This window comes from Polynucleobacter sp. IMCC 30228 (assembly GCF_021395205.1).
In the GTDB taxonomy this organism is placed as follows: domain Bacteria; phylum Pseudomonadota; class Gammaproteobacteria; order Burkholderiales; family Burkholderiaceae; genus Polynucleobacter.
Genome location: NZ_JAJVCS010000005.1, coordinates 137511 through 158908, shown reverse-complemented (window position 1 = coordinate 158908; position 21398 = coordinate 137511). Strand labels below are relative to the sequence as shown.

Here is a 21398-nt window from a genome sequence, read left to right as displayed (position 1 = left end):
TGCCGCGCTTAATACTTTACTTCAGTACTATTTTTTAAGTAGTTGCGCTAAATAGCCATTAAGCTCTTTACCGATAAGACCTGCAGCATAGTCCGAGATATGGTCAGAATAGCTATAAAGTAGGCGATCATTTTTAGACATCCCACAGACCCCTTTCGTGACATCACACAGGATATCAGTGGTATCAAATACCGTTACTACACCTGGGTTACGCTTAGCTAATACGCGTAATAACTCGCTATATTTTTGCGTCATTTTTAGATGGCGCTCGTACGTTAAGGAACACCGCGCATTTAATTTCTTGGGGAAAATCCAATTTAATGCAGCTAGTGAGCTTTGCCTTTGCACGCAGTCCTCTGGAAATGCGAGCGTGGGGTTGTCCACCAATAAAACAACTTTTTTACCAGCGGCCTTTAGGGGGTTAATCGCATTTTGTACCGCTTCAAGAGCTACCTCAAAATAAGGGGATGCCTCAAGATCCTCCAGAAATTCAGTTTCTTTTAAATTAAAGAGATTGCGTGTAGCAGCCACAAATAAAACTGCTTCAATTTTAGAATTTTGTGCAATAGCATTAATGGCTAAAGGCGATGCTGGTAAAAATCTAGCATAAATGGGATCACTTGAAATCAGTGTTGTTACTGGAAACTTGCCTCCAGGCCCGCCAATAAAGAGCCAGCGACCATTTGTAGTAGATGTGCGCACTAGCCCACGAAAGATAGCTTCAGCATGGCTATCGCCAATCAATGCATACTTAAGCGGTTGGCGACTATCTTGCAAACAGGTCTTAAACCAAGACTTATCAACTGAACCTAAGCCACATTCTTCATTTAAATCAACGCCGGCAACCCCATCATTACCAGATAAAGGATCAATATTAATTTTATTGGCGACTCTAAATGGTAAGCCTTCACGCAATTTAATATTAATTCCTGCGCCAGCAATCGCTATCATCAACACTAATAAGATGATCGTTTTCATTTTCCCATTGCTGCCATAACGAAAGGGTTTCTCAATATATTGATAAGTTAGCCAGGATAGTAAGATCGCCAGCGCGACGATAATGCCGCGCGCTAGAAATGGTGCTACTTCGCTATTGAGAATGCGGGCCAATGACAATAAGGGCCAATGCCATAAATACAAAGGAAAGCTAATTAAGCCAAACCAAACCAAAATGCGATTAGATAAAACTTGTTGATTAAACCAAGGCCTCCCGCCATGGCTTCCTGAGCCAATTAAACAAGCAGCCCCAAGGGTCGGTAATAAAGCCCAATAGCCTGGGAAAAAGCTGTCCTTATTAATCAAGCTAATACCCAATAAAATCAATACAACGCCTGCCCAAGAAAGCCAATTTGAGGGTATTAATTTAAAGAACTTAGGAGTATATAAAACAAAATAAGCCAATAAAGCGCCAATCAAGAGCTCCCAAAAGCGAGTTAGAGGAGAGTAGAACGCTGCGACCCGATCTAGTTTTATTTCATCGACATTAAGCCAAAAAGAGCCAATTGCGATCACACCGACAACCCATAGCCAAAGATACGGTTGGGCAAGGCGTGATTTAACCCACCATGCTGCCCATAAAATCAATGGCCAAAAGATGTAAAACTGTTCTTCAATGCCAAGGCTCCACAAATGCAATAGCGGCTTAGTGTCAGAAGTGTTATCAAAATAGCCACTCTCTTTCCATAAAACAAAATTTGATAAAAAACTAGCGCCACCAAAAACATGTTTACCTAATTGCTGGTATTCGCGCGCCACTAAAATACACCAACCCAAGGCTAGGCTAACGAGCAAAACGGTGATTAATGCAGGAAAAATACGGCGTATACGACGAGAATAGAAATTAATAAAGCTAAACGAGCCAGCAGATAAGCTCTCAAATAAAATTGTCGAAATTAAAAACCCAGAGATTACAAAAAATATATCAACTCCAATAAAACCACCCGGCACCCACTCTGGAAAAGCATGAAAGAGCACTACGGCCAAAACTGCTACCGCCCTTAGCCCATCGATATCAGGGCGATATTTTATGGAATCATTTATGGTCGACAATTTACTGAAGCCTAAATGCATTGAGATAACCTAAAAAGTCTTGCGACCACCACCAAAAAATTTTATTTTCGCCAATAGTGTGAGCAATTCGCCAATAAAATAAATAGAGAAATGCCAACAAAATAACTAGTGGGAGTAGAAAGCGTGAGCCTTTATAAGTCAGTTCATGGTTATTTTTAATAGCAATTAAGATGATTAAAAATAAAAATCCTAAGATATGAATCCACCTACCCCAATCGATGCCAAGCATAAATAAAGGGAGTGTTGGTATTAAAGCTAGCCCCGAATAGACTAAAAACTGCTGATATTTGGGCTTACCTAAAGCAGCTATTCCATAAAGCGCTAGTGGCACTAAAGTCAATAATAATAGAGGAATGAAGCTTTTATAAAAACCCGAATGAATTTTCAGTGGTGGCTTACTGAGTATTTCAATCGCGTCGCACCCTAAAGAGCCATTTGTGCTCCATGGATTAAGGCTGGCACAAATAATAACGGTATCGCTCAAACTACCCTTGAAAAAGAAATAAAGGCTCAGCAAAATACCAAATGCAATGCCGTAAGGGATAATAAATACAAAGACTTTACTGTCCTTATTTAATAAGTAAATCAGTAAAATAAAAAATTGTAAGAAGAAAAATAATCCTTCGTGCATCAGCGTTAAAACGGGAAAGCTTAGGCACAAAAACCAAAAATCCCATCTTTTATAGAAAATATTTGTAGTTGGTTTGGCAATCAACTGTAACAAAGCAAAGATGGAGAAAGTAGCAAAGAGGAGTAATTCTTTTCTACCTGAACCCATTGGGTCATTTAGATCAAACATAAAGCCCCAAGGGGCTAAAATAAGTACTAACTCGATTGGCCCAATTTTTTTAAGGGCGCAGATCAGAAAAAATGATCCGCATAAGGTTGCGTAGAGTAAATACTTGGTGGCAAGTACGGCCTTAACAGGATTAATATCTAAATATTGATTTAGCCCTAAAGCAAATTCCCCAAATAAGCCGCGACGGATAAAGCCACTCGAATAATTGATTAGCCAATCAGTCGCAATATAGCCATGAAAAGAATAGGTATTTTGTATTTCATTAACTTTAAGAAAATAGGCTAATAAAAATACCGCTAAAACCACTAAGGATAAAATCTGCAGCAATGAGAATCGACGGAACTCAAAGAGAAGAGAGTTTTTCATTACCGCTAACTTAAGGCTTTTCGAGATGTCGCAGAAGAATATGTACGCGCTCAAGATTAGCGGCCGCAGTAGGATGCTTATCTAGCTCATGAATATAATATTGGCGAGAAAGGTCTTCATTTTTTGCAGCTAATGTGAGGTCGACAGCATCGATGCCCATACCTTTTATCTTGGCTAAAACCTTGTCATTATTATAAGTGCCGATAAACCAAGCTTCATCAGCTTTAATAAAGCCGACAACGAGTCGCTCCCCGCGTTTTTTACTTTCTAGTGCCATCGTCTTCAAAACACCAAGATACAACTCAATTTGCTTATCTTGATCAGTGGTAACCAAGAGACTATCTTGAATTAAATTAAAAATCTTTGATGAAGTAATTAAGGCGCGCAAGGCTTTGGGAGAATGCTCTACCCACACAAAGGAGCGGCAATAGCCATCCCGCTTAACTTCTCCAGAAGGCTCTAATTGATATTTAGGCGAGCCCAAAGAAAAGAAATCCGCGCAAGCAACCCGACTCGCATGCCATGGGGCAGTTAACACCACTTGCACATCGGCTTTGGTATCTAATTGACTTTGTAAGACCGCCAATGATTGATGAATTCCCCAGCCATGAATACCGTAATTCTTAACGACTAATGGAGTATATGCCTTTAAATTGCTGGGTACTTTATCGCCATTAAGTAAATCACCTGTGTAAAAACTCATGGTTTCGTTATCTGCCACGCCCTCACCAAAGGTAAATGAGTCTCCTAAGAAATTAATTCGGTGGCCTGACTGATCAGATGTAGTTTTTGGCGCAAGATTTGCATCGTATTGCGGTGTTACCCGAAAACCATCCTTGCCAATCGTAAAGATCGTGTCGTAAAGCACATCACCATTGGATGCTACCTTCTTCGCCGTAAATGCTCCGGGCTGAGGCTGACTGCCAAATTCGCCTAAATGCCAATAGGCTGGGGTGTTATAAGTTTGGGCTGAATCAAAATAGGCAAATACCGATTTATCTTTGCCGGTATTAATGCCAGTGTCAGGCTTTTTACCCATTAAATCAGGCGCATAAGCAAGCCCAGTTTCAACTAGAGCCATAGTCACTGTTAGAGAAATAATCACAATCACCGCGTCGCGCAAAAGGCTGGTAGTGCTAGCAAGACAAGCTAAGCTAAAACTGATTGCCCATAGAAAGGTAGCAACGCTGCGCTGCTGATAAGCACTATAAAATAAATACGCTGCAACAGCTGCAAAAATGATGGGTAGGATCAGTTTCTTCAGCATACGATGTGGTGAGCCTTAATGACTAATCAAGTTCGTAGGCGTTTTTATAATCCAGCTTTAATGCGGGGTCTTGATCTTCTTTACGCATAATTGAATTACCCACGACAAGAAATTCAATTTCAGTGCCCATCAGGCAACGGAAGGCATCTTCAGGAGTGCAAACAATCGGCTCACCCCGCACATTAAATGAAGTATTTACTACTACTGGGCAACCAGTGAGGGCTTTAAAGCGACTCACTAAAGCGTGATATTTAGGATTTGTCTCTTGATGAATCGTTTGTACTCGCGCTGAGTAGTCGACGTGGGTTACTGCGGGAATTTCCGAACGCGGAACATTTAATTTTTCGATACCAAAGAGTTTTTGCTCTTCAGTGCTCATCGATAACCGTTTTGACTTTTGCACATCAGCCACTAAAAGCATATAAGGGCTGTCGACATTAATATCAAACCATTCGTTTACATCTTCCCGTAATACGCTAGGTGCAAAAGGACGAAATGATTCACGGTATTTGACTTTAAGATTCAATAATTTTTGTGCTGATGGTGAACGTGCATCAGCCAAGATAGATCTACCGCCCAAGGAGCGTGGGCCAAACTCCATTCGCCCCTGATGCCAGCCGATGGCCTTACCCTCGGCTAAAGCCTGGGCAGTTAATTCAGTAACTTCGGCGTCCGAGTGATTGGTAAAAATAGCACCTGCAGCTGCTAAGCGTTTTTCAATATCAGCTTGCTCAAATTGGGGCCCCAGAAAAGATCCCTTCATACCATCCTGCAGGGCAGGATTCAGTTTGCGGGGCTGTTGCAACATAATGTAGTAAGCACCCAACGCAGCTCCCACTGCACCGCCGGCGTCTCCTGCAGCCGGCTGGATCCAAATATTCTCAAAGATATTTTCACGTAGCAACTTGCCATTAGCGACACAGTTAAGCGCCACACCGCCAGCTAAACACAAGTTTTTTAGACCTGTAGCCTGCTGAATACCCTTGGCTAACTTAATGACCACTTCTTCGGTAACCGCTTGAATCGACGCGGCCAAATCCATTTCGCGCTGCGTTAACAGAGCTTCTTCTTTGCGTCGTGGGCCACCAAATAGATCATCAAACTTTTGGTTGGTCATGGTTAGACCCGTGCAATAATTAAAGTAGCTCATATCTAAAGCAAACGAGCCATCTTCTTTAATATCAATCAGGTGATCTTTCATCAGCTGCGCAAACTTTGGCTCACCATAGGGAGCTAAGCCCATCACCTTATATTCACCCGAGTTCACTTTAAAGCCGGTGTAATACGTAATTGCTGAATACAGCAACCCTAAGGAATGAGGAAAATGAATTTCCTTTTGCACTTCCAATGAATTACCCTTACCAATCGCTAGCGACGTTGTAGTCCACTCACCCACACCATCCATCGTCAAAATCGCTGCTGCTTCAAAAGGCGATGGAAAGAAGGCGCTGGCAGCATGGCTTAAATGGTGCTCAGAAAATAAAAGGCGCTCAGTCCAATTGGTATTTTTGCCCCACAAACTTTTAAGGGCATCTGAAATAACCGACTTCTGAAATAGCTTATCTTTTAACCATACGGGTAAAGCAGTTGCGAATGACTGAAAACCACTTGGCGCATAGGCTAAATAAGTTTCTAGTAAGCGTTCAAATTTAAGAAATGGCTTGTCGTAAAAAACAATGTAGTCAATCTCTTCGGGTTTGCAACCCACTTCGCTTAAGCAATAATTAATTGCCTGATTCGGAAAATCTTGGTCGTGCTTTTTACGCGTAAAGCGCTCCTCCTGCGCAGCAGCCACAACCTCGCCATCAACGACTAAGCAAGCGGCAGAGTCATGATAGTAAGCAGAAATTCCGAGAATCTTCATGCTCAACCGATTTGCTTAAAACAAGGTATAGATAAAGGGTGCAACGACTGCACTCTTAGCTGCCAAAATTAACAAGCCGCCCAATACAACCATCACGATGATGATGGGTAAAAGCCAGAGCTTTTTGCGTACTTTTAAAAATTTCCATAACTCTTGTAAAAATGACATGGATTTAAGTCCTTTAATTTTATTTAGTAATTAACAATATAAAGTGATGATTTCGATAAATTTTTTTAAAATTGATCTTTAAATGATTCGGGATTGGGGCCCGGGGGATTGCGCTCAATCCAATAGGAATTAACGTGTTGTTTTTTAATTCTTAGGGCGTCACGACCAATTAAACGCATAAAAAGTGCGACTGGCGTAATCACAATAAAGAAAAGAATACCCAAAACCAGTGGGCTTACCACGCGCCCCATTAATAAGCCCAGTTGATACCAAGCTTTATTGAGCGGTGCTAATAAAGTTGGAGCAATTACCGTAGCCAACAAAAATGCAATCGATAAACCGCCAAAGGTTTGAACATAAATCGGCGCAGAATCCGTTAACCAGTTGTATGCGGCGATAAGAAAAAAGATGCCAGTAAAGACTAGGCCAAAAGTTCGGTTTTGCGGTAAAACAGAGCCGTGCAAAGAATTGGGATTTTTACTCATAGTCACTTTAAGATTATTCCCAATTATAAAGTCTTTAAGTAAAAGGGCTGATAGCCCTGTACTAAGCGTTTTAACTGAGCAATCAGGGCTGCAAAATCATCACGTCCGAGATTTTCTTGTAGCAGACTTAACTCTGTAGTCAATTCACTCCAGGGTAGGAAATCTTCTTTAGCCATCATGATGCGGGGATGCGAAGTGATTACAGGGTTTTCGCCAATCAAAAGCTCTTCATAAAGTTTTTCACCGGGTCGTAAGCCCGTAATCACAATTTCGATATCGCCCAAGAGGTCGCCGATTTCGCCCGCATTTCCATTCTGCCGATTAGTTTCGCTAAGCTGGTCGACTAAGGGTTCACGTACAGTTAAGCCTGAGAGCTCAATCATGCGCTTAGCTAAGTCATAAATCTTTACGGGCTGCCCCATATCAAGTACAAAGACTTCCCCACCCTTAGCCATTGCACCAGCTTGAATTACTAATTGCGCCGCCTCGGGTATCGTCATGAAATACCGCGTCACATCTGCATGGGTTAGGGTCACTGGCCCACCAGAGCGAATTTGCTCTCTGAACAAAGGCACAACTGATCCGCTCGACCCCAGTACATTACCAAAACGCACCATACAAAAACACGTTTTACTATTAGTGGCTAAAGCCTGCAATACCATTTCTGCAAACCGCTTGGTAGCGCCCATCACATTGGTCGGCCTCACAGCTTTATCGGTACTAATTAAAACAAAATTAGCAGTGCCATAGGTTTGTGCAGCCATGGCTAAATTGAAGGTGCCAAGCACATTATTCTGCAGTCCTTCAGCAGGGTTATGCTCAACTAAAGGCACGTGCTTATAAGCTGCTGCGTGATAGACCGTATCGATCGGCCACTGCTTGAAAATACTGTCTAAGCGGGCTACATCGCGCACATTGCCAAGCAGCGGAATGATTTCAACCCCCTCTTTTTGCTGGGCTTGCATTGACTCGCGCAATTCGGATTCAATGGCATACAAGTTATATTCACTGTGATCGAGTAGCAGGATTTTTTTAGGACCAGTCTGTAATATTTGTCGGCATAGTTCTGCACCAATACTGCCGCCAGCTCCACTCACCAAAACTATTTTATTGCGACTATTTTTTTCAATTAATACTTGATCTGGGGTCACCGGCTCACGCCCTAATAAATCATCAGGATCTAGTTCTTTAATATCAAGAACCGTTATGCGTCCCTGGGCTAAATCGACTAAGTCGGGAAGCGAGCGCACATGCACTTGATGTTGGCGCAGGTCTGCCAAAATTTCATTACGCTTGGCACGCCCTATCGATGGCATCGCCAACAAAATGTCGGTCACTCCATGGGTGTCAATCAAGCGACCAATCTCATTGGGAGCGTAGACCATCAAGCCATTAATCGTACTACCTTGATACTCTGAACCGTCATCTAAATATCCAGCCAAAAAATATTGGCCCGATTGGCGAAGGGCTGAAGCAATTTGCATGCCCGAGTGTCCTGCGCCATAAATGAGCAAGGTGCCTAATACAGGTCGACCATTTTTCCCACGGGCATTAAAGCCAAACGAGAGGCTTGCAGTAATGCGCGCTAAAGCCATTAATAAAAATAAAATGATGGGCTGCACTAACCCAATACTGCGATAGATATAAGGCGACGCAAACATGAAAATCGCCGTGAAATACAATACCCCATAGATCGCTACTGCTTTACCCATGAGCGCCATTGAATGCACCCCGGTAAAACGCAATACGGTTTTATATACTCCAAATTGGATAAATACCGGTATCGCTAAAGCTACAGCAAGGAAGTATGCGTATTTCTGCTCAGGAATGAGGCGATGCCACTCATCCAGACGCAATGAAAAGGCTAGCCAGGTAGCTAACAAGGCGCACACAATGTCGACTGACATAGCAATAAACTGCTTAGCCCAACGGGGCATACCCAAAATAGCCGCTAATTCTTTTTTCATGACCATCCTGTCAATTTAAGCCCATTTTAGAGGCTTTTTAGTCACGTTTTAATGTGCGACACCCTCACGTCCCAATACCTTCATACCTGTCAAAAACAGAATGTAGCAATCAAAGGGGGTTGAGCGCCTTTGCAGATACTCAAAGTCTAGTCGCACCTTTTGCTCTAAATCAAGCTCATCGCGCCCATTTACTTGCGCCCAGCCGGTAATACCAGGTAATAAAACCTCAATACCCTTGGCGTTACGCATCGCAATTAAATCATCTTGGTTATATAGCGCAGGGCGAGGCCCAACAAAACTCATCTGGCCAAGTAGGACTGACCATAATTGCGGCAATTCATCCAAACTCGATTTGCGTAAGAAACCACCAATCGGAGTGAGATAGCTTTGCGCGCCCGTTAATAAATGCGTAGCCACATTAGGAGTATTTTTTTGCATAGTTCTAAATTTTGGCATGAGGAAAAGTGAATTATTTTTACCGACCCGCATCGACCAAAATAAAATTGGCCCTGGCGATGTGAGGCGAACCGCGATTGCTACCAGTAACATTGGTATAAACAAAATGAGTAGCGCCAAGCTACATAGAACTAAATCTAAGCAACGCTTCATGTTGATTGCACTGCCTTTTTACGTTGCGCCAAAAAGGCTTGTGCCGATAGTGCAATCGCATCTGTGGCCTTAAGGGGTGGTTGCCAATTTAAAAGGGTCCGGGCTTTAGTCGAGTTCACTTGCAAAGAACCCACTAGGCGTTGAACTGCTGCCCTCATACCCAGCATAGAACCTAAATGAAGCATCAATCCTGTAGGCAAGGAAAATAATAAAGGTGGCTTTCTATGCATTCCCTTAGCAATCATTTGAATCAAAGCTGGCGTAGAAAAATCGGTTCCGTCTGCCAATAAAAAAAGTTGGTTTGCAGCTTTAGGGTGGGCAATCGCGAGGCGTATAAAGTCAACTAAGTTATCGAGCGCCAAAAAACTACGCTGATTGTGAATGCCCCCCAAGGGCAGCGGTATGAGATTCCCTAAGACAGTACCAGATTGAGTAGCTACTAAATCCATTAATTTACGAAAGTTTGCCTTCACACGTGGACCATAGATGAGTGGGGCCCGAATAATCACAAAGTCCATGTGAGAGCCATGCTCAGAACAGATTTTTTGTAGGCCCTCCTCCGCCTCCAACTTACTAATTCCATAAGGGTCAACAGGAGCCGGGGGGGAAGCCTCACTAAACGCCTCTCCTAGAAGCGTTTCTTCACCATTTACCTTAATGCTACTGAGGAAAATAAAGCGTTTTACCCCCGCAGCCGCGGCTTGCTGCGCTAAATTGGTGGTAGCAGCGGTATTAGCATGCCGATAGACGGCTAAAGGGTCAGGTGCAGACTCCCTCATCACATGGGTTCGTGCCGCCAAATGAATCACGGCGTCTACCCCCAAGAGGATAGGCCATTCTGTATTCGGGCCAATGTCGCCGAGGGCGACATATTTAACCTTAGAGGCGCTATTAGACCCTTCCAAAATAGCCTTACTTGGCAGCGATCGCACCGCGGCCAAAATCTCCAGTTCTGGCCAGGTTTGAGTCAAAACTGCAAGTAGGCGGCGGCCCACAAACCCAGTCGCTCCGGTTACTAATATCCGTCCCACGGCTGGGGAGGGCAAATTAGACGATGAGGTAGAAAAGGAAGAGTTAGTCAAGCCGCTCTCAGAGTATGGATAATCAGGGAAAACATCGAAAGTCTCAAAATGTCCAAAACTGCTATGTCCTGCAATTTAACTAAAAAGCTATTTTAGTCTGCACTTATGGGTTTAATTCGATTCTTCTTAGCCTACTCGGTGGTAGTGGCCCATTTTCTGTTTTTTCCCAGCTTTCGCCTCATTGGCGGCGAAGTGGCGGTTGAGGCATTCTTCATTATTTCTGGCTTTTATATTGCCATGATCCTCAATGGGCGCTATTCCTCTATTAAGGATTTTTGGATTAATCGGTTTTTGCGCCTCTATCCTGCCTATATTGTCATTGCGGGCTTCAACCTAGTAGTTAATTTAATTGAACCAGGCGAGCTCAAAAATGTCTTCGAACTTCCCACCGCGTTAAGTATTTATCTCGTCTTTACCAACGCTACCATGATGTTCCAAGATTTAGCGATGTTTTTGGGCGTACGCGATGGGCATGTCTTGTTTGTAAAGAATTTTTTAGAGTCTAGCCCGGTGGTATTTCGTTACTTGTTAATTCCTCAAGCCTGGACGCTAGGCGTAGAAATCAGCTTTTATTTGCTTGCGCCACTGCTATTTTTTAGGAAATATAAATACATCTATCTATTTTTCTTTATTTCTTTAATCATCCGCATTTATTTGCTGATGCACGGTAAGTTCGATGACCCTTGGAGCTATCGCTTCTTTCCTAGTGAGCTTGCACTATTTATGTTGGGGGCAATTGCATACAATATTTATGACAAGATTGACTTCAATAAGAATCCTGCACTCTTACAAGAAATTGGCAAATGGTTTTTAGTCTTAGTAATGGGATTCATTTTTTTCTTTCCTAATATCGCCGCAAATTATGAATTTAAAAAGGGGCTCTTCTATTTACTACTGGCTGTAGGGATGCCCTTGATCTTTAACTTAACTAAAGATAATAAAATTGATCGCTTTATCGGCGAGCTGTCTTACCCCATTTACCTTATTTGGGGTTTGCGGATCGACATCACTAAAATTATTTGCGATGCATTTCAAATCACCAATGAAAATGTCAAAGGCGTGATATTTTATGGCTCTATATTAGTATTAGCAATTGCTATTCATGTATTAGTTGAGAAGCCAGTTGAGAAAATTCGCGCGCATTTTAGGACGAGAAAAATATAGCTCCTGCTTAAGTTAAATGTTCAACTTATTAAAAATAACTGCTGGTATGTGCCGCACAATTAACATAATCAACTGCCATTTTTTTGGAGTATAGATGACTGCTTTTCCCTTTTCAATACCATGGACGATATCTTGAGCTACCGACTTAGCAGGGGCACATTTCAGACCATTTTCCCGTAGCTTTGCTGTCATCGCAGTAGCCGTAGGGCCTGGCTTGATTAAAGATACCCGAATGCCTGTAGCTGCAAAGCGGTGCTGCATACCCTCTGCGTAACGAGCAACTAAGCCTTTAGCGGCGCCGTAGATGTAATTTGATTTACGGCCACGATCACCCGCCACAGATCCAATGATCGCTATCTTGCCGCTTACCTGCCCTTGCATTGCATTGGCAAAGGCTTCGGCAAATAAACAAGGTGATACGCCATTAATTGCTAAGGTGTCATTACTAAGTATTAAATCATTTTCACAATCCAGCTGGTCTGGTAATGTGCCCTGCGCGATTAAAACAATGTCGATTGGACCTGCTTTAGCGATTACACGAACCATATCGCTAATAGCGCTGGGATCAATAAAATTACAGGCAATTGACTCTACTGAAGATTCTGGACTGCGCACTAATAGATCGGCTACCAGCGGTTTAGCACGCTCTAAATCCCTAACTATGAGCATCAAATTTGCTGGCTCAGTCTTGATCCAAATGCGGGCACATTCGATTGCAATGCCCGAGGTGGCACCAACGATAACGATTTTTTTCATTTCAATTCTTTATAAAGTGCCGATTAATGCGAACTAAAACCATTCCTTCACTTTGCCAACCCATTTATTCCAACGGGTAGACCAATCCTTACTGGATTCTTTTGGAGGCTCTGTGGGTGCAGAAGCAGAAGGGGTAATAGGGGCTTCAGTTTTAATAGGCTGTTCAGGCTTTTTTTGGGCTTTTTTATCTTCCTGTAATTTTGTTTTTTTTGCTTCTACTTCGAGAAGCTCGGTTCTATCTTCTAAATTAATCACCCAGCCGGCATTATAGGAAACAGTACCGTCTAATTTAGGGGCTATGGCTGTAGCAGATGGGGTAATAACTTCCTTGCTTACAGCTTTTGTTGTCTGAGCAAAAGCAGAATCAGCAAGCCAAGGCACTAAATAGCCGACTGCAGACCCAGCTAAAAGCTTAAGAAGGGAACGGCGGGTAATCGTCATTAGGTACCCTTCTTTAACTCTGCTACTAAGTGATCACCTAAACGCATACCCAGGGCAGCAATTGTCCAAGTGGGATTCGCATAGCCTACCGTAGGAAAAAGACTACTGCCATTAAGATATAAGTTTTGATAGCTCCAAACGCGCCCTGTATGGTCGCAGACACTTTCTTTAGGGGAAGTGCCAAAACGGGTAATGCCGCTGGGATGCGCCCAACCCCAGGGTTTTAAGAAAATAGCATCATTGTCAACAGTAGTCACGCCGAGTTTATTTTTTAGAAAATGCTCAGAGAGCATCCGCGTAGTAGTATCAAGTGACATCAAGTCGCGCGCGCCAAAAACACAATAAATCTTCAATTTATGCAAGCCTGCCGCATTTTTATCAGCAATAATTTCAATGCGGTTATCTACGTTGGGTAATTGCTCAGTACGCGCATAAAGGGTATAAAGATCTAACTTTTTACGCCACTTTTTTTGATAAAAATCTTGTACCGCCTCTTCGTTGGGGCTTAAAGGTCGTATGGCTGATATTGTTAATGAAACAGAGGCATTAAGTAATTTCAATTTTGTTTTGTAGTCGGCACCAATAATATAGGCTGGCAACCATTTTTTATAATTTACCTGTGCCCATGTAGGTTTACGCACCACGATAGGGTCAATAAAGCCCTCTCCTACAGCGATATGAGGATGGGCCATGAGCGTCTTCCCTACTAGGCCAGATTCATTGCCGACTGCCACCCGACGATTAGCAGCAGGCTGCAACAAAATTTGCGCATTCCCTAAGCCGCCTGCGCCTAACACTATCTTAGTATTTTTTTTCACGCTAGCGAAATGTACTGTGCCTTCTACCGAATACCATATCCCGTTAATGAAGCTACCCGAATCATCACAAGTAAATTTAATCACATTGTGCTTAACTCGTAATTCAACATTCTTATTGTTCAAGAGGGGCTTAGCATCGGCATAGGCTAGGGCTGGATCCATAATAATGTACGGCCGATCAACAAATTCCCGTGCTACGTTGTATTTAGTCAAATTGGCGACCGAAGGATCTTCTCCCATTACTGGTGCTGATATCCGGTAGTACTTTTCTAGTTCATCAATTCCTAAAGGCCACTTTGGGCGCCCTTCGATGCCGATAAGGTCCCAATTTTCTAGGGGAGCAGAAAACCCATTCCAAACCCGCGAAGCTCCACCATACTGTCGCAACCAATGGCCACCCCAATGGTGGTTAATGTAATGGCCCCGCTCATCGCTAAAAGTGAGATTATTACCAAACGGCGTTAGCTCATAATCACCGCCCTCGAGCACCAAAATACGTGCATTGGTCTTGAGTAGCGGTAACAGTACCGTTTGGGTTGCAATACTGGTTCCGATGACAATTACATCGGCATCAAAGGTTTTAACTGGTTCCATAAAAAGCTATTTTATCGGATTTCTTGGTATTAAGAATTAACTCAAGCTCAAGCCAAGCCCAAACGCTTCGATTGCAAAGAGGCAAACTTACCAATGGCATGATAGTGCTCTCGAACTGCTTCAAAGTCCTGCCAGTTGGGATAACTGGTTTTAAATGTAGTCTCGCTCATACGAGCGTCTTTTGCTAAATACAGTCTGCCTCCATATTGGAGTACGAGGTGATCTAATTGGTCCATTAGAGCGAAAATGGGCTCAGTAACCTTAAAGTCTAAAGCCAAGGTATAACCTTCAATCGGGAATGAAAGATAGTTGGCATTTTTCTTGCCAAAGGTTTTAAGCACTGCCAAAAAAGAGCCTTGGCCTGATGCGGCAATTGTTTTTAAAATTTGGCGCAAACCCTCGCGCCCTGCTGAGGTAGGAATCACAAACTGGTACTGCATAAAACCTGCTTTGCCGTACAGCTTATTCCATTGCAAAATTTGATCAAGTGGATAAAAGTAACTTTCAAATGACCTGCGTCTAGTACTAAGGCCATTTTGTGCTTTAGCATAGTAGAGGGCATTAAATGCCTTGATAGAAAATGGGTTCAAGAGGCTGCTGGGTGCATCGACTGGCATGGTCAATGGATTTTTATCAGCAACAGTCAAAGGTCCATCTTCAGCGTGTTCACCGACCATTAATAATGAACGCCCTAAATTCTCATCTTGGGCTAGGCAGTCAATCCATGCAACGGTATAGGTACTCGCACCGAACTGCTCAAACCCATCTAATACGGCATCAAGATTGGCAGCTTTGATAGTCGTTTCTATAATCTCACTCGACTTAATCGGTACCAAGCGAAAGGACGCTGAGAGAATCGTCCCGGTAAGTCCCATCCCCCCGCACGTCGCATGAAATAAGGCCGTGTTCTCGGTAGGAGAAACCTGAACGATCTCGCCGTTACCCAATAGTAATTGCAGCGAAATCACATGCTGGCCAAAAGTGCCATCTAGGTGGTGATTCTTTCCATGGACATCACTTGCAATTGCACCTCCAACTGTAACAAAGCGGGTGCCAGGAGAAACAGGGATAAACCATCCCTTCGGTACAAAGACTTTAAGAATCTCGAATAGCGAAACGCCTGCATCACAACTTAAAATGCCACTAACCGAATCAAAAGAATGGAAAAACTGTAAGTTAGTGGTTTCCAACACCCTGCTAGCTAAACTACTATCGCCATAGGCCCGACCCAAGCCCCTGGGAATAAGCAATCCATCACTTTTAACCAATGCACTTGCTTGCAATAAATCTCGCGGAAGATTCACTTCCGCATCTATCTTTGGATAACGACCCCAACCAGAAATTTGCATTACAAAGACGCAAGGGTAAAAATTAAAACGAAGCAAGCGGCCACAATCCAACTAGTGCGATCTTTAATCGCAAAAATAATTGGGTCATCCGTCATATTGCCACGGTGAGTAATCACCCAAGTACGCGATACCCAATACAAGAGTAAAGGGCAGGCCAACCAAATAATTTGAGGGGTACGATAAAGTACCGCTGTATAGCTGTCTTGAATATAAAACGCTAACACCAAAATCGATAAATATCCTGCTGCCACACCCATCATCGAAACAATCTCTAGATCATCGGGCGCGTAACCCCGCCCAGCTAGCTTCCCCCCGTATCCCTGTTCTTGTGCTGTCTTTAGTTCACTAAAGCGTTTGACAAATGCGAGGCTCAAAAAGAGGAACATCGAGAAAGTTAATAGCCAAAATGACACCGGCACTGAAACCGCTACTGCACCAGCCAAAATCCGGATGGTATAAAGGCCGGCCAACACCAAAACATCTAAAATAGCATAGCGTTTAAGCGCAAAAGAATAAGCAAGGGTGATTAAGAAATAGGCAGATAGCACATAGGTGAAAGCACTTGGTAAGAAAGAGATTGCCAATATAAAAGAAAGCAACAATAGACCTGGCCAAAGCATCCAACCCGTAAGTAGACTTAAGTATCCTGCAGCAAATGGTCTAAAACGCTTTCGCGGATGAATACGATCATTCGAAATATCAACTAAGTCATTCAATAGATAAACTGCAGACGCACAGAAACAAAAAGCGAGAAATGCAATGAATGCCTGAGCCCAGCCAAGTGGATTAGCGAGTTGGTGTGCTGCAACTAAAGGCACAAAAATTAAGCAATTTTTCACCCACTGATAAATACGCATCTCTTTAAGAAGTGCGCCAACCCAGCCAGGCTTCTCTGCTGCAAATACCTCGCCTAGGTTGCCGTTGGATGCTGCCTTATTAATTAGCGCTGCAGAATTACTCACCACATGAGCTCGTTTAGCGCTATGCCAAACGACAAAATCTGCCGCTTCGTTGCCAATATAGTCAAAGCCTTGTCCGCCAAATTGCTGCACCAACAAATCACGCTTACGCTCTGACTTTAGATTCACTGTACTATTACTAGCAAATACGCCAGTAAAAATTCCAAGGTGCTTGGCAACACTCTCTGCCAGCGCCTGATTGCTAGCTGTTGCTAAATAAATTGGTATACCTAACTTAGCCTGCTCGCCTAACCACCTTATTACTGCTTGGTTATAGGGTAAAGAAGCAGGATCCAAAGAAAAATGTTCGGCTAATTGGGCTTTTAAGTAGGAGCGACCTTTAAATAGCCAAAAGATCAATTTTCCAAAGGACAATGGCTTTTTTGTCAAAAATTGATTCGCTGACTCAAACAACAAGTCAGTTTTAATTAAAGTCCCATCTAGGTCAACGATAATGGGCACAGCTTGGGGCGCCATATAAAATATTCTTTCAAATCAGTACATTGCCATGATAAAGGAGAATCAGCCACAGTTTAATAAAACCCGGCACGAATTGCACGTATGCCGAGGAGGACTTCGACGTTATAAAAAAGCGCTTTTGCAATTGAATTCTCAAAAGCCTTCCATTAACGCTCACGCTACTTATGCTTATATATAAAGGTTTTATAGCTTTTGATTCAAAGTATCATAAATGAGAAATAAGCTTAAAATTCAACTCTACACTACTGTTTAATGATGGCACCTATGGCAGCTCGCCCTTTAATCTCAATCGTTACTCCTTTCTTTAACGAAGGGGCAGGGGTTTTGCATTTCCATCAATCCCTAAAAAATTCCATTGACGACTTAACTGATTTTGATTTTGAGATCATTTGTATTGACGACGGCAGCAAAGATGAAACGCTGAGCCGCCTCATTGACAGCTCCAAAAAAGATTCTCGCATCATTGTTTTAGAGCTTTCTCGTAACTTCGGTAAAGAGGCCGCCATGTCCGCTGGCATTGATGCAGCTAAAGGCGATTGCGTTATTCCAATTGATGCAGACTTACAAGATCCCCCTGCCCTCATTTCAATCATGGTAAAGGAGTGGCAAAAGGGTGCTGAAGTAGTCCTAGCGAAGAGAATAGATCGTTCGACTGACTCATTTGCTAAGCGCAAGACCGCTCAACTTTTTTATCGCCTACATAATATAGTATCAAATTTACAAATTCCTGAAGATGTAGGAGATTTTCGCCTTATGGATCGAGTTGTTGTAGATGCTTTAAAAAAACTTCCTGAGCGTCAACGGTTTATGAAGGGTCTATTTGCTTGGGTTGGTTTTCAAACCATAACTGTTGAATATGTAAGGAATGCCCGCTCAACTGGAAAAACTAAATTTTCTGGATGGAGGTTATGGAATCTCGCAATTGAAGGTATTACTAGTTTCAGCCTTGTGCCTCTAAAGATATGGACTTATATAGGTCTCTTTGGATCCGTATTTGCTATTTTTTATGCTACCTATATTATTATTCGGACGTGGATTTTTGGGATCGATTTACCAGGATATGCATCCTTATTGGTTGTCATGCTTTTTTTTGGCAGCCTGCAATTAATGAGCCTTGGGATTATTGGTGAATACATCGGCCGTATTTATTTTGAATCCAAACAACGCCCTATTTACCTGATAAAAAAACAATACCAATTTAAGAAATAAATGGCGGCTATTAGCGATCGTGCATACCCCTATAAATTGAGTATTGTCGTTCCTTGTTTTAATGAGGGTCAGCATGTTGCTCAATTTATTAATCAACTTAAAATTACAATCCAAAAACTAACCCCTAATTATGAAATATTAATAATTAATGATGGAAGTAAAGATAACACCCGTGATATTGCCCTTTCCTTCATTAAAAATGGTCATATACGTTACATAGAATTTTCTCGAAACTTTGGCAAAGAGTCGGCACTAATGGCAGGTATTAATCATGCCGTTGGTGATGCTGTTCTTCTTATCGATGCAGATTTTCAGCATCCATTAGATAAAATTGTGGAAATGGAATTGCTTTGGAAAAATGGCTATGAAATGATTTACGGTTTGATTGTAAGCAGGCTACAAGAGTCTTGGTGGAAAAAACTTGGAACCAGAATTTTTTATGCCCTAATGAACTCTTCAGAAGTTGTAATCCCCGCAAATGCAGGAGATTTTAGATGGCTTGATAGACGTGTTGTTGATGCACTCAAACAGTTGCCTGAAAGAAACCGTTTTATGAAGGGGCTTTATGCTTGGGTTGGCTTTAAATCAATTGCACTTCCATTTGAGCCAAATGAACGTAGATCAGGTAACTCAAGCTTCGGGATAAGTCGACTATCTCGCCTAGCCCTTGCTGGCTTAGCATCATTTAGTAGCATTCCACTTCAACTTTGGATCGCCACAGGTATTTTAATTTCTGGGTTGGCAGTAACTTATGGTTTTTATGTGGTGATTGATACTTTTATTTATGGAAATTCCGTTAGCGGTTGGCCCACCTTAACCGTCGCTATTATGTTTTTTTCGGGTATTCAATTGTTATCGATTGGTATCGTCGGAGAATATATAGGACAGATTTTTAATGAGGTAAAACAACGGCCCCTTTATCTTATTGCAGATGATATTTCTTCAGAAAAAAAGTAAAAGTTAAATTCCTTCAGCCGGTAAGGGGAAAAACCCTTAGGTTTATCGCTTTCCTCCAAAGCTGCCAACCATCGTTCCAATTCCAGCACCGTAAAGAGAATATGTGCCGCCAATTTCATTCAGGCCAGGACCATAAAATTTCCCATTCATCTTTCCAGTCATGCCACTTGTACTAGCTACAGTTCCTGTAAAATTATTGGTACCGGTTACATAAGTCATAACGCCCGTTAGCTGTAAATCAGTATTGTCGTTTATCTTTCCATTCGGTGCACCCTGAATGTTGGTGCTGGATGTAGTGAAATTCAAAGTCCGATTGTCAAAAGTTGAAGTAATTATCATATTGGCATTGGTGATATAAGAAAACTTATTTGTGTCAACATAGTAGCCAGTAGAACCACCGGTATAATTTAAGGATCCTACGGCGGGAATAAGGCTTGCTACCGAAGCAGACCCATCACTTATTGCATAAGAACTTCCAGTTGCATTCCCATAGGGCCCCCAGACGCCAAAGGCTTGGTAGTCAAAGGAATAGGTAAATGGATTGGCAAAAAGCCCAATAGTCGTTTGCGCCTTATTCAGAGTGGTAGTATTTTTTGTAAAGAAACTACTTTGCAACGTGTCGCCAAGTGCTGCACTAAAAACAGCAGAATTTCCAGATGATGCTGTTGGACTAATCAAGGTAAAGTTATTACTGGCATCTCTAGTAAAAGTAGCCGAACCGCTAGAATCTGACTGAGTAATATTTCCGACTAAATCAATGGAAGATGAAGACCCCTCGGTCATGGCAACCGGCACATCTGCAGTTGTAACTGACCATGAAGTAAAGGCTGTAATCGTAGGCGAACTTGGGGAACTAGTGGATGAGGTAGGGGTGGTACTCGAACTACTGCCCCCTCCGCAAGCACTCAAAAAAATTGCGCCAATGGCAACGAAGAAATAATTATTTCTTAAGTTTATTTGCCTCATTAGTTTCATTCTATATTTTTTTATCGCTTGCCGCCAAAGCCTCCTACCATTGTGCCAACACCTGCACCATAAAGCGCAAACGTACCCCCGAGCTCATTAATTCCAGGCCCATAAAACTCTCCGTTTATTTTACCGCTCATACCATTGGAAGAGGTAACAGTGCCAGTAAAATAATTTGTGCCAGTAACGTAAGTAAGTGTGCCCGTAAGATCTAAATTTGCAAACGAAAGTGCGTTACCACTCGGAGCGCCTAGGATCCCAGAATTTGATGTTGCGAATGTTAAGGTTTGTAAATCATAACTAAGAATCACCGTCATTGTTGCGTTAGTAACATAAGAGTTATTACTTGCATCAACATAATATCCAGTTGAGCCTCCAACAAACGCTATGCCGCCCACAATTGGAATTGCACTTACTGGGGAGGCCGAACCATCACTTAGCGCAAAAGAACTTCCCGTAGCTTTGCCATAGGGTCCCCAAGCGCCATAAGTTTGATAGTTAAAAGCATAATACGTCGGGTTGAGAAAAGTTCCAATCGTAGTCTGAGATTTATCTAGAGTAGTAGTAACAGCGCCATCAAAATTACTTTGCAAAGTATCGCCAAGCGCAGCACTAAATATAGTCGAATTATTAGTGGATGCTGTGGCACTAATGAGGGTAAAGTTATTGCTAGCGTCTCTAGTAAAAGTGCCCGATCCGCTAGACAGTGACTGCGTAATATTCCCAACTAGATCAACAGTAGATGAAAATCCCCCCGACATTCCAACGGGTACATTTGGGGTTGTAGCCGTCCAGGTGGTAAAAGATGCAACCGTTGGTGTGCTGGGGGTAGTGCTTGTTGAACTACTCGAACTACCGCCACTGCCGTCGCAGGATATTAAAATAATTGAAATTATTAGTATTAAGAGGTATCTCATCTTTTTCTCCTTATTTTCGCCCTATGTAAATAGGCATTACAAAGCTGGCTATATCCTCGAGATTACTTGATTGTATTGTACCCCCCTCGGGCACTCTTATAAAGTAGATAT

Annotated in this window: 19 protein-coding genes; 3 read left to right on the top strand and 16 right to left on the bottom strand. The window is 42.5% G+C overall.

What is annotated here, in order from left to right; genetic code table 11:
* Positions 1-27: 27 nt before the first annotated feature.
* From LZT21_RS09995 to LZT21_RS09955, 9 genes are all read right to left on the bottom strand, one after another.
* Positions 28-2049, bottom strand: a complete 2022-nt coding sequence (locus LZT21_RS09995; protein ID WP_233990615.1) for an acyltransferase family protein — start codon at positions 2047-2049, stop codon at positions 28-30.
* A 1-nt stretch (position 2050) separates the two neighbouring features.
* Positions 2051-3235: a hypothetical protein gene (locus LZT21_RS09990; protein WP_233990613.1), complete on the bottom strand. Its 1185-nt coding sequence runs from the start codon at positions 3233-3235 to the stop codon at positions 2051-2053.
* A gap of 10 nt (positions 3236-3245) precedes the next feature.
* Positions 3246-4502: a hypothetical protein gene (locus tag LZT21_RS09985; RefSeq protein WP_233990611.1), complete on the bottom strand. Its 1257-nt coding sequence runs from the start codon at positions 4500-4502 to the stop codon at positions 3246-3248.
* Positions 4503-4524: 22 nt separating this feature from the next.
* Positions 4525-6366: a carbamoyltransferase gene (locus LZT21_RS09980; protein WP_233990609.1), complete on the bottom strand. Its 1842-nt coding sequence runs from the start codon at positions 6364-6366 to the stop codon at positions 4525-4527.
* 15 nt (positions 6367-6381) lie between these two features.
* Positions 6382-6534, bottom strand: coding sequence for a DUF5989 family protein (locus LZT21_RS09975; protein ID WP_233924969.1), 153 nt, complete (start codon positions 6532-6534; stop codon positions 6382-6384).
* Positions 6535-6599: 65 nt separating this feature from the next.
* Positions 6600-7019: an SxtJ family membrane protein gene (locus tag LZT21_RS09970; RefSeq protein WP_233990607.1), complete on the bottom strand. Its 420-nt coding sequence runs from the start codon at positions 7017-7019 to the stop codon at positions 6600-6602.
* 23 nt (positions 7020-7042) lie between these two features.
* Complete coding sequence (locus LZT21_RS09965) at positions 7043-8986, bottom strand: nucleoside-diphosphate sugar epimerase/dehydratase (RefSeq protein ID WP_233990605.1); 1944 nt, start codon at positions 8984-8986, stop codon at positions 7043-7045.
* A gap of 48 nt (positions 8987-9034) precedes the next feature.
* Complete coding sequence (locus LZT21_RS09960) at positions 9035-9595, bottom strand: sugar transferase (RefSeq protein WP_233990603.1); 561 nt, start codon at positions 9593-9595, stop codon at positions 9035-9037.
* Positions 9592-10677, bottom strand: a complete 1086-nt coding sequence (locus LZT21_RS09955) for an NAD-dependent epimerase/dehydratase family protein (RefSeq protein WP_233990601.1) — start codon at positions 10675-10677, stop codon at positions 9592-9594. The genes LZT21_RS09960 and LZT21_RS09955 overlap by 4 nt, the downstream gene beginning before the upstream one ends.
* A gap of 105 nt (positions 10678-10782) precedes the next feature.
* On the opposite strand from LZT21_RS09955, the gene LZT21_RS09950 reads away from it, so the two are divergent.
* Positions 10783-11841 carry an acyltransferase gene (locus LZT21_RS09950; protein WP_233990598.1) on the top strand — a complete coding sequence of 353 codons (1059 nt, stop codon included), beginning with the start codon at positions 10783-10785 and terminating at the stop codon, positions 11839-11841.
* 12 nt (positions 11842-11853) lie between these two features.
* Here LZT21_RS09950 and LZT21_RS09945 read toward each other — a convergent pair whose 3' ends face one another.
* From LZT21_RS09945 to LZT21_RS09925, 5 genes are read right to left on the bottom strand one after another with little or no spacing between them, the layout of a single operon-like run.
* Complete coding sequence (locus LZT21_RS09945) at positions 11854-12597, bottom strand: SDR family NAD(P)-dependent oxidoreductase (protein WP_233990596.1); 744 nt, start codon at positions 12595-12597, stop codon at positions 11854-11856.
* Positions 12598-12630: 33 nt separating this feature from the next.
* Positions 12631-13038, bottom strand: a complete 408-nt coding sequence (locus tag LZT21_RS09940; protein ID WP_233990594.1) for a hypothetical protein — start codon at positions 13036-13038, stop codon at positions 12631-12633.
* Positions 13038-14450, bottom strand: coding sequence for a GMC oxidoreductase (locus tag LZT21_RS09935; RefSeq protein ID WP_233990592.1), 1413 nt, complete (start codon positions 14448-14450; stop codon positions 13038-13040). Before LZT21_RS09935 ends, LZT21_RS09940 begins: the two co-directional genes overlap by 1 nt.
* A gap of 47 nt (positions 14451-14497) precedes the next feature.
* The gene (locus LZT21_RS09930; protein ID WP_233990590.1) at positions 14498-15799 is read right to left on the bottom strand and encodes an FAD-binding oxidoreductase; all 1302 of its coding nucleotides are present in this window, start codon (positions 15797-15799) and stop codon (positions 14498-14500) included.
* Entirely contained in the window at positions 15799-17235 is a 1437-nt protein-coding gene (locus LZT21_RS09925) for a UbiA family prenyltransferase (RefSeq protein ID WP_233990588.1), read from the bottom strand. The genes LZT21_RS09930 and LZT21_RS09925 overlap by 1 nt, the downstream gene beginning before the upstream one ends.
* A gap of 258 nt (positions 17236-17493) precedes the next feature.
* Here LZT21_RS09925 and LZT21_RS09920 point away from each other — a divergent pair, with 258 nt between their 5' ends.
* Positions 17494-18447 (top strand): glycosyltransferase, encoded by a 954-nt coding sequence (locus LZT21_RS09920; protein WP_370634820.1) that lies wholly within the window; start codon positions 17494-17496, stop codon positions 18445-18447.
* Positions 18448-19404: a glycosyltransferase family 2 protein gene (locus LZT21_RS09915; RefSeq protein WP_233990587.1), complete on the top strand. Its 957-nt coding sequence runs from the start codon at positions 18448-18450 to the stop codon at positions 19402-19404.
* 42 nt (positions 19405-19446) lie between these two features.
* Here the strand turns inward: LZT21_RS09915 and LZT21_RS09910 are convergent, their stop codons facing one another.
* Both LZT21_RS09910 and LZT21_RS09905 read right to left on the bottom strand, forming a co-directional pair.
* Positions 19447-20370 (bottom strand): transferrin-binding protein-like solute binding protein, encoded by a 924-nt coding sequence (locus tag LZT21_RS09910; protein ID WP_233990586.1) that lies wholly within the window; start codon positions 20368-20370, stop codon positions 19447-19449.
* Between the two features lie 20 nt (positions 20371-20390).
* The gene (locus LZT21_RS09905; RefSeq protein ID WP_233990585.1) at positions 20391-21287 is read right to left on the bottom strand and encodes a transferrin-binding protein-like solute binding protein; all 897 of its coding nucleotides are present in this window, start codon (positions 21285-21287) and stop codon (positions 20391-20393) included.
* Positions 21288-21398 lie beyond the last annotated feature (111 nt).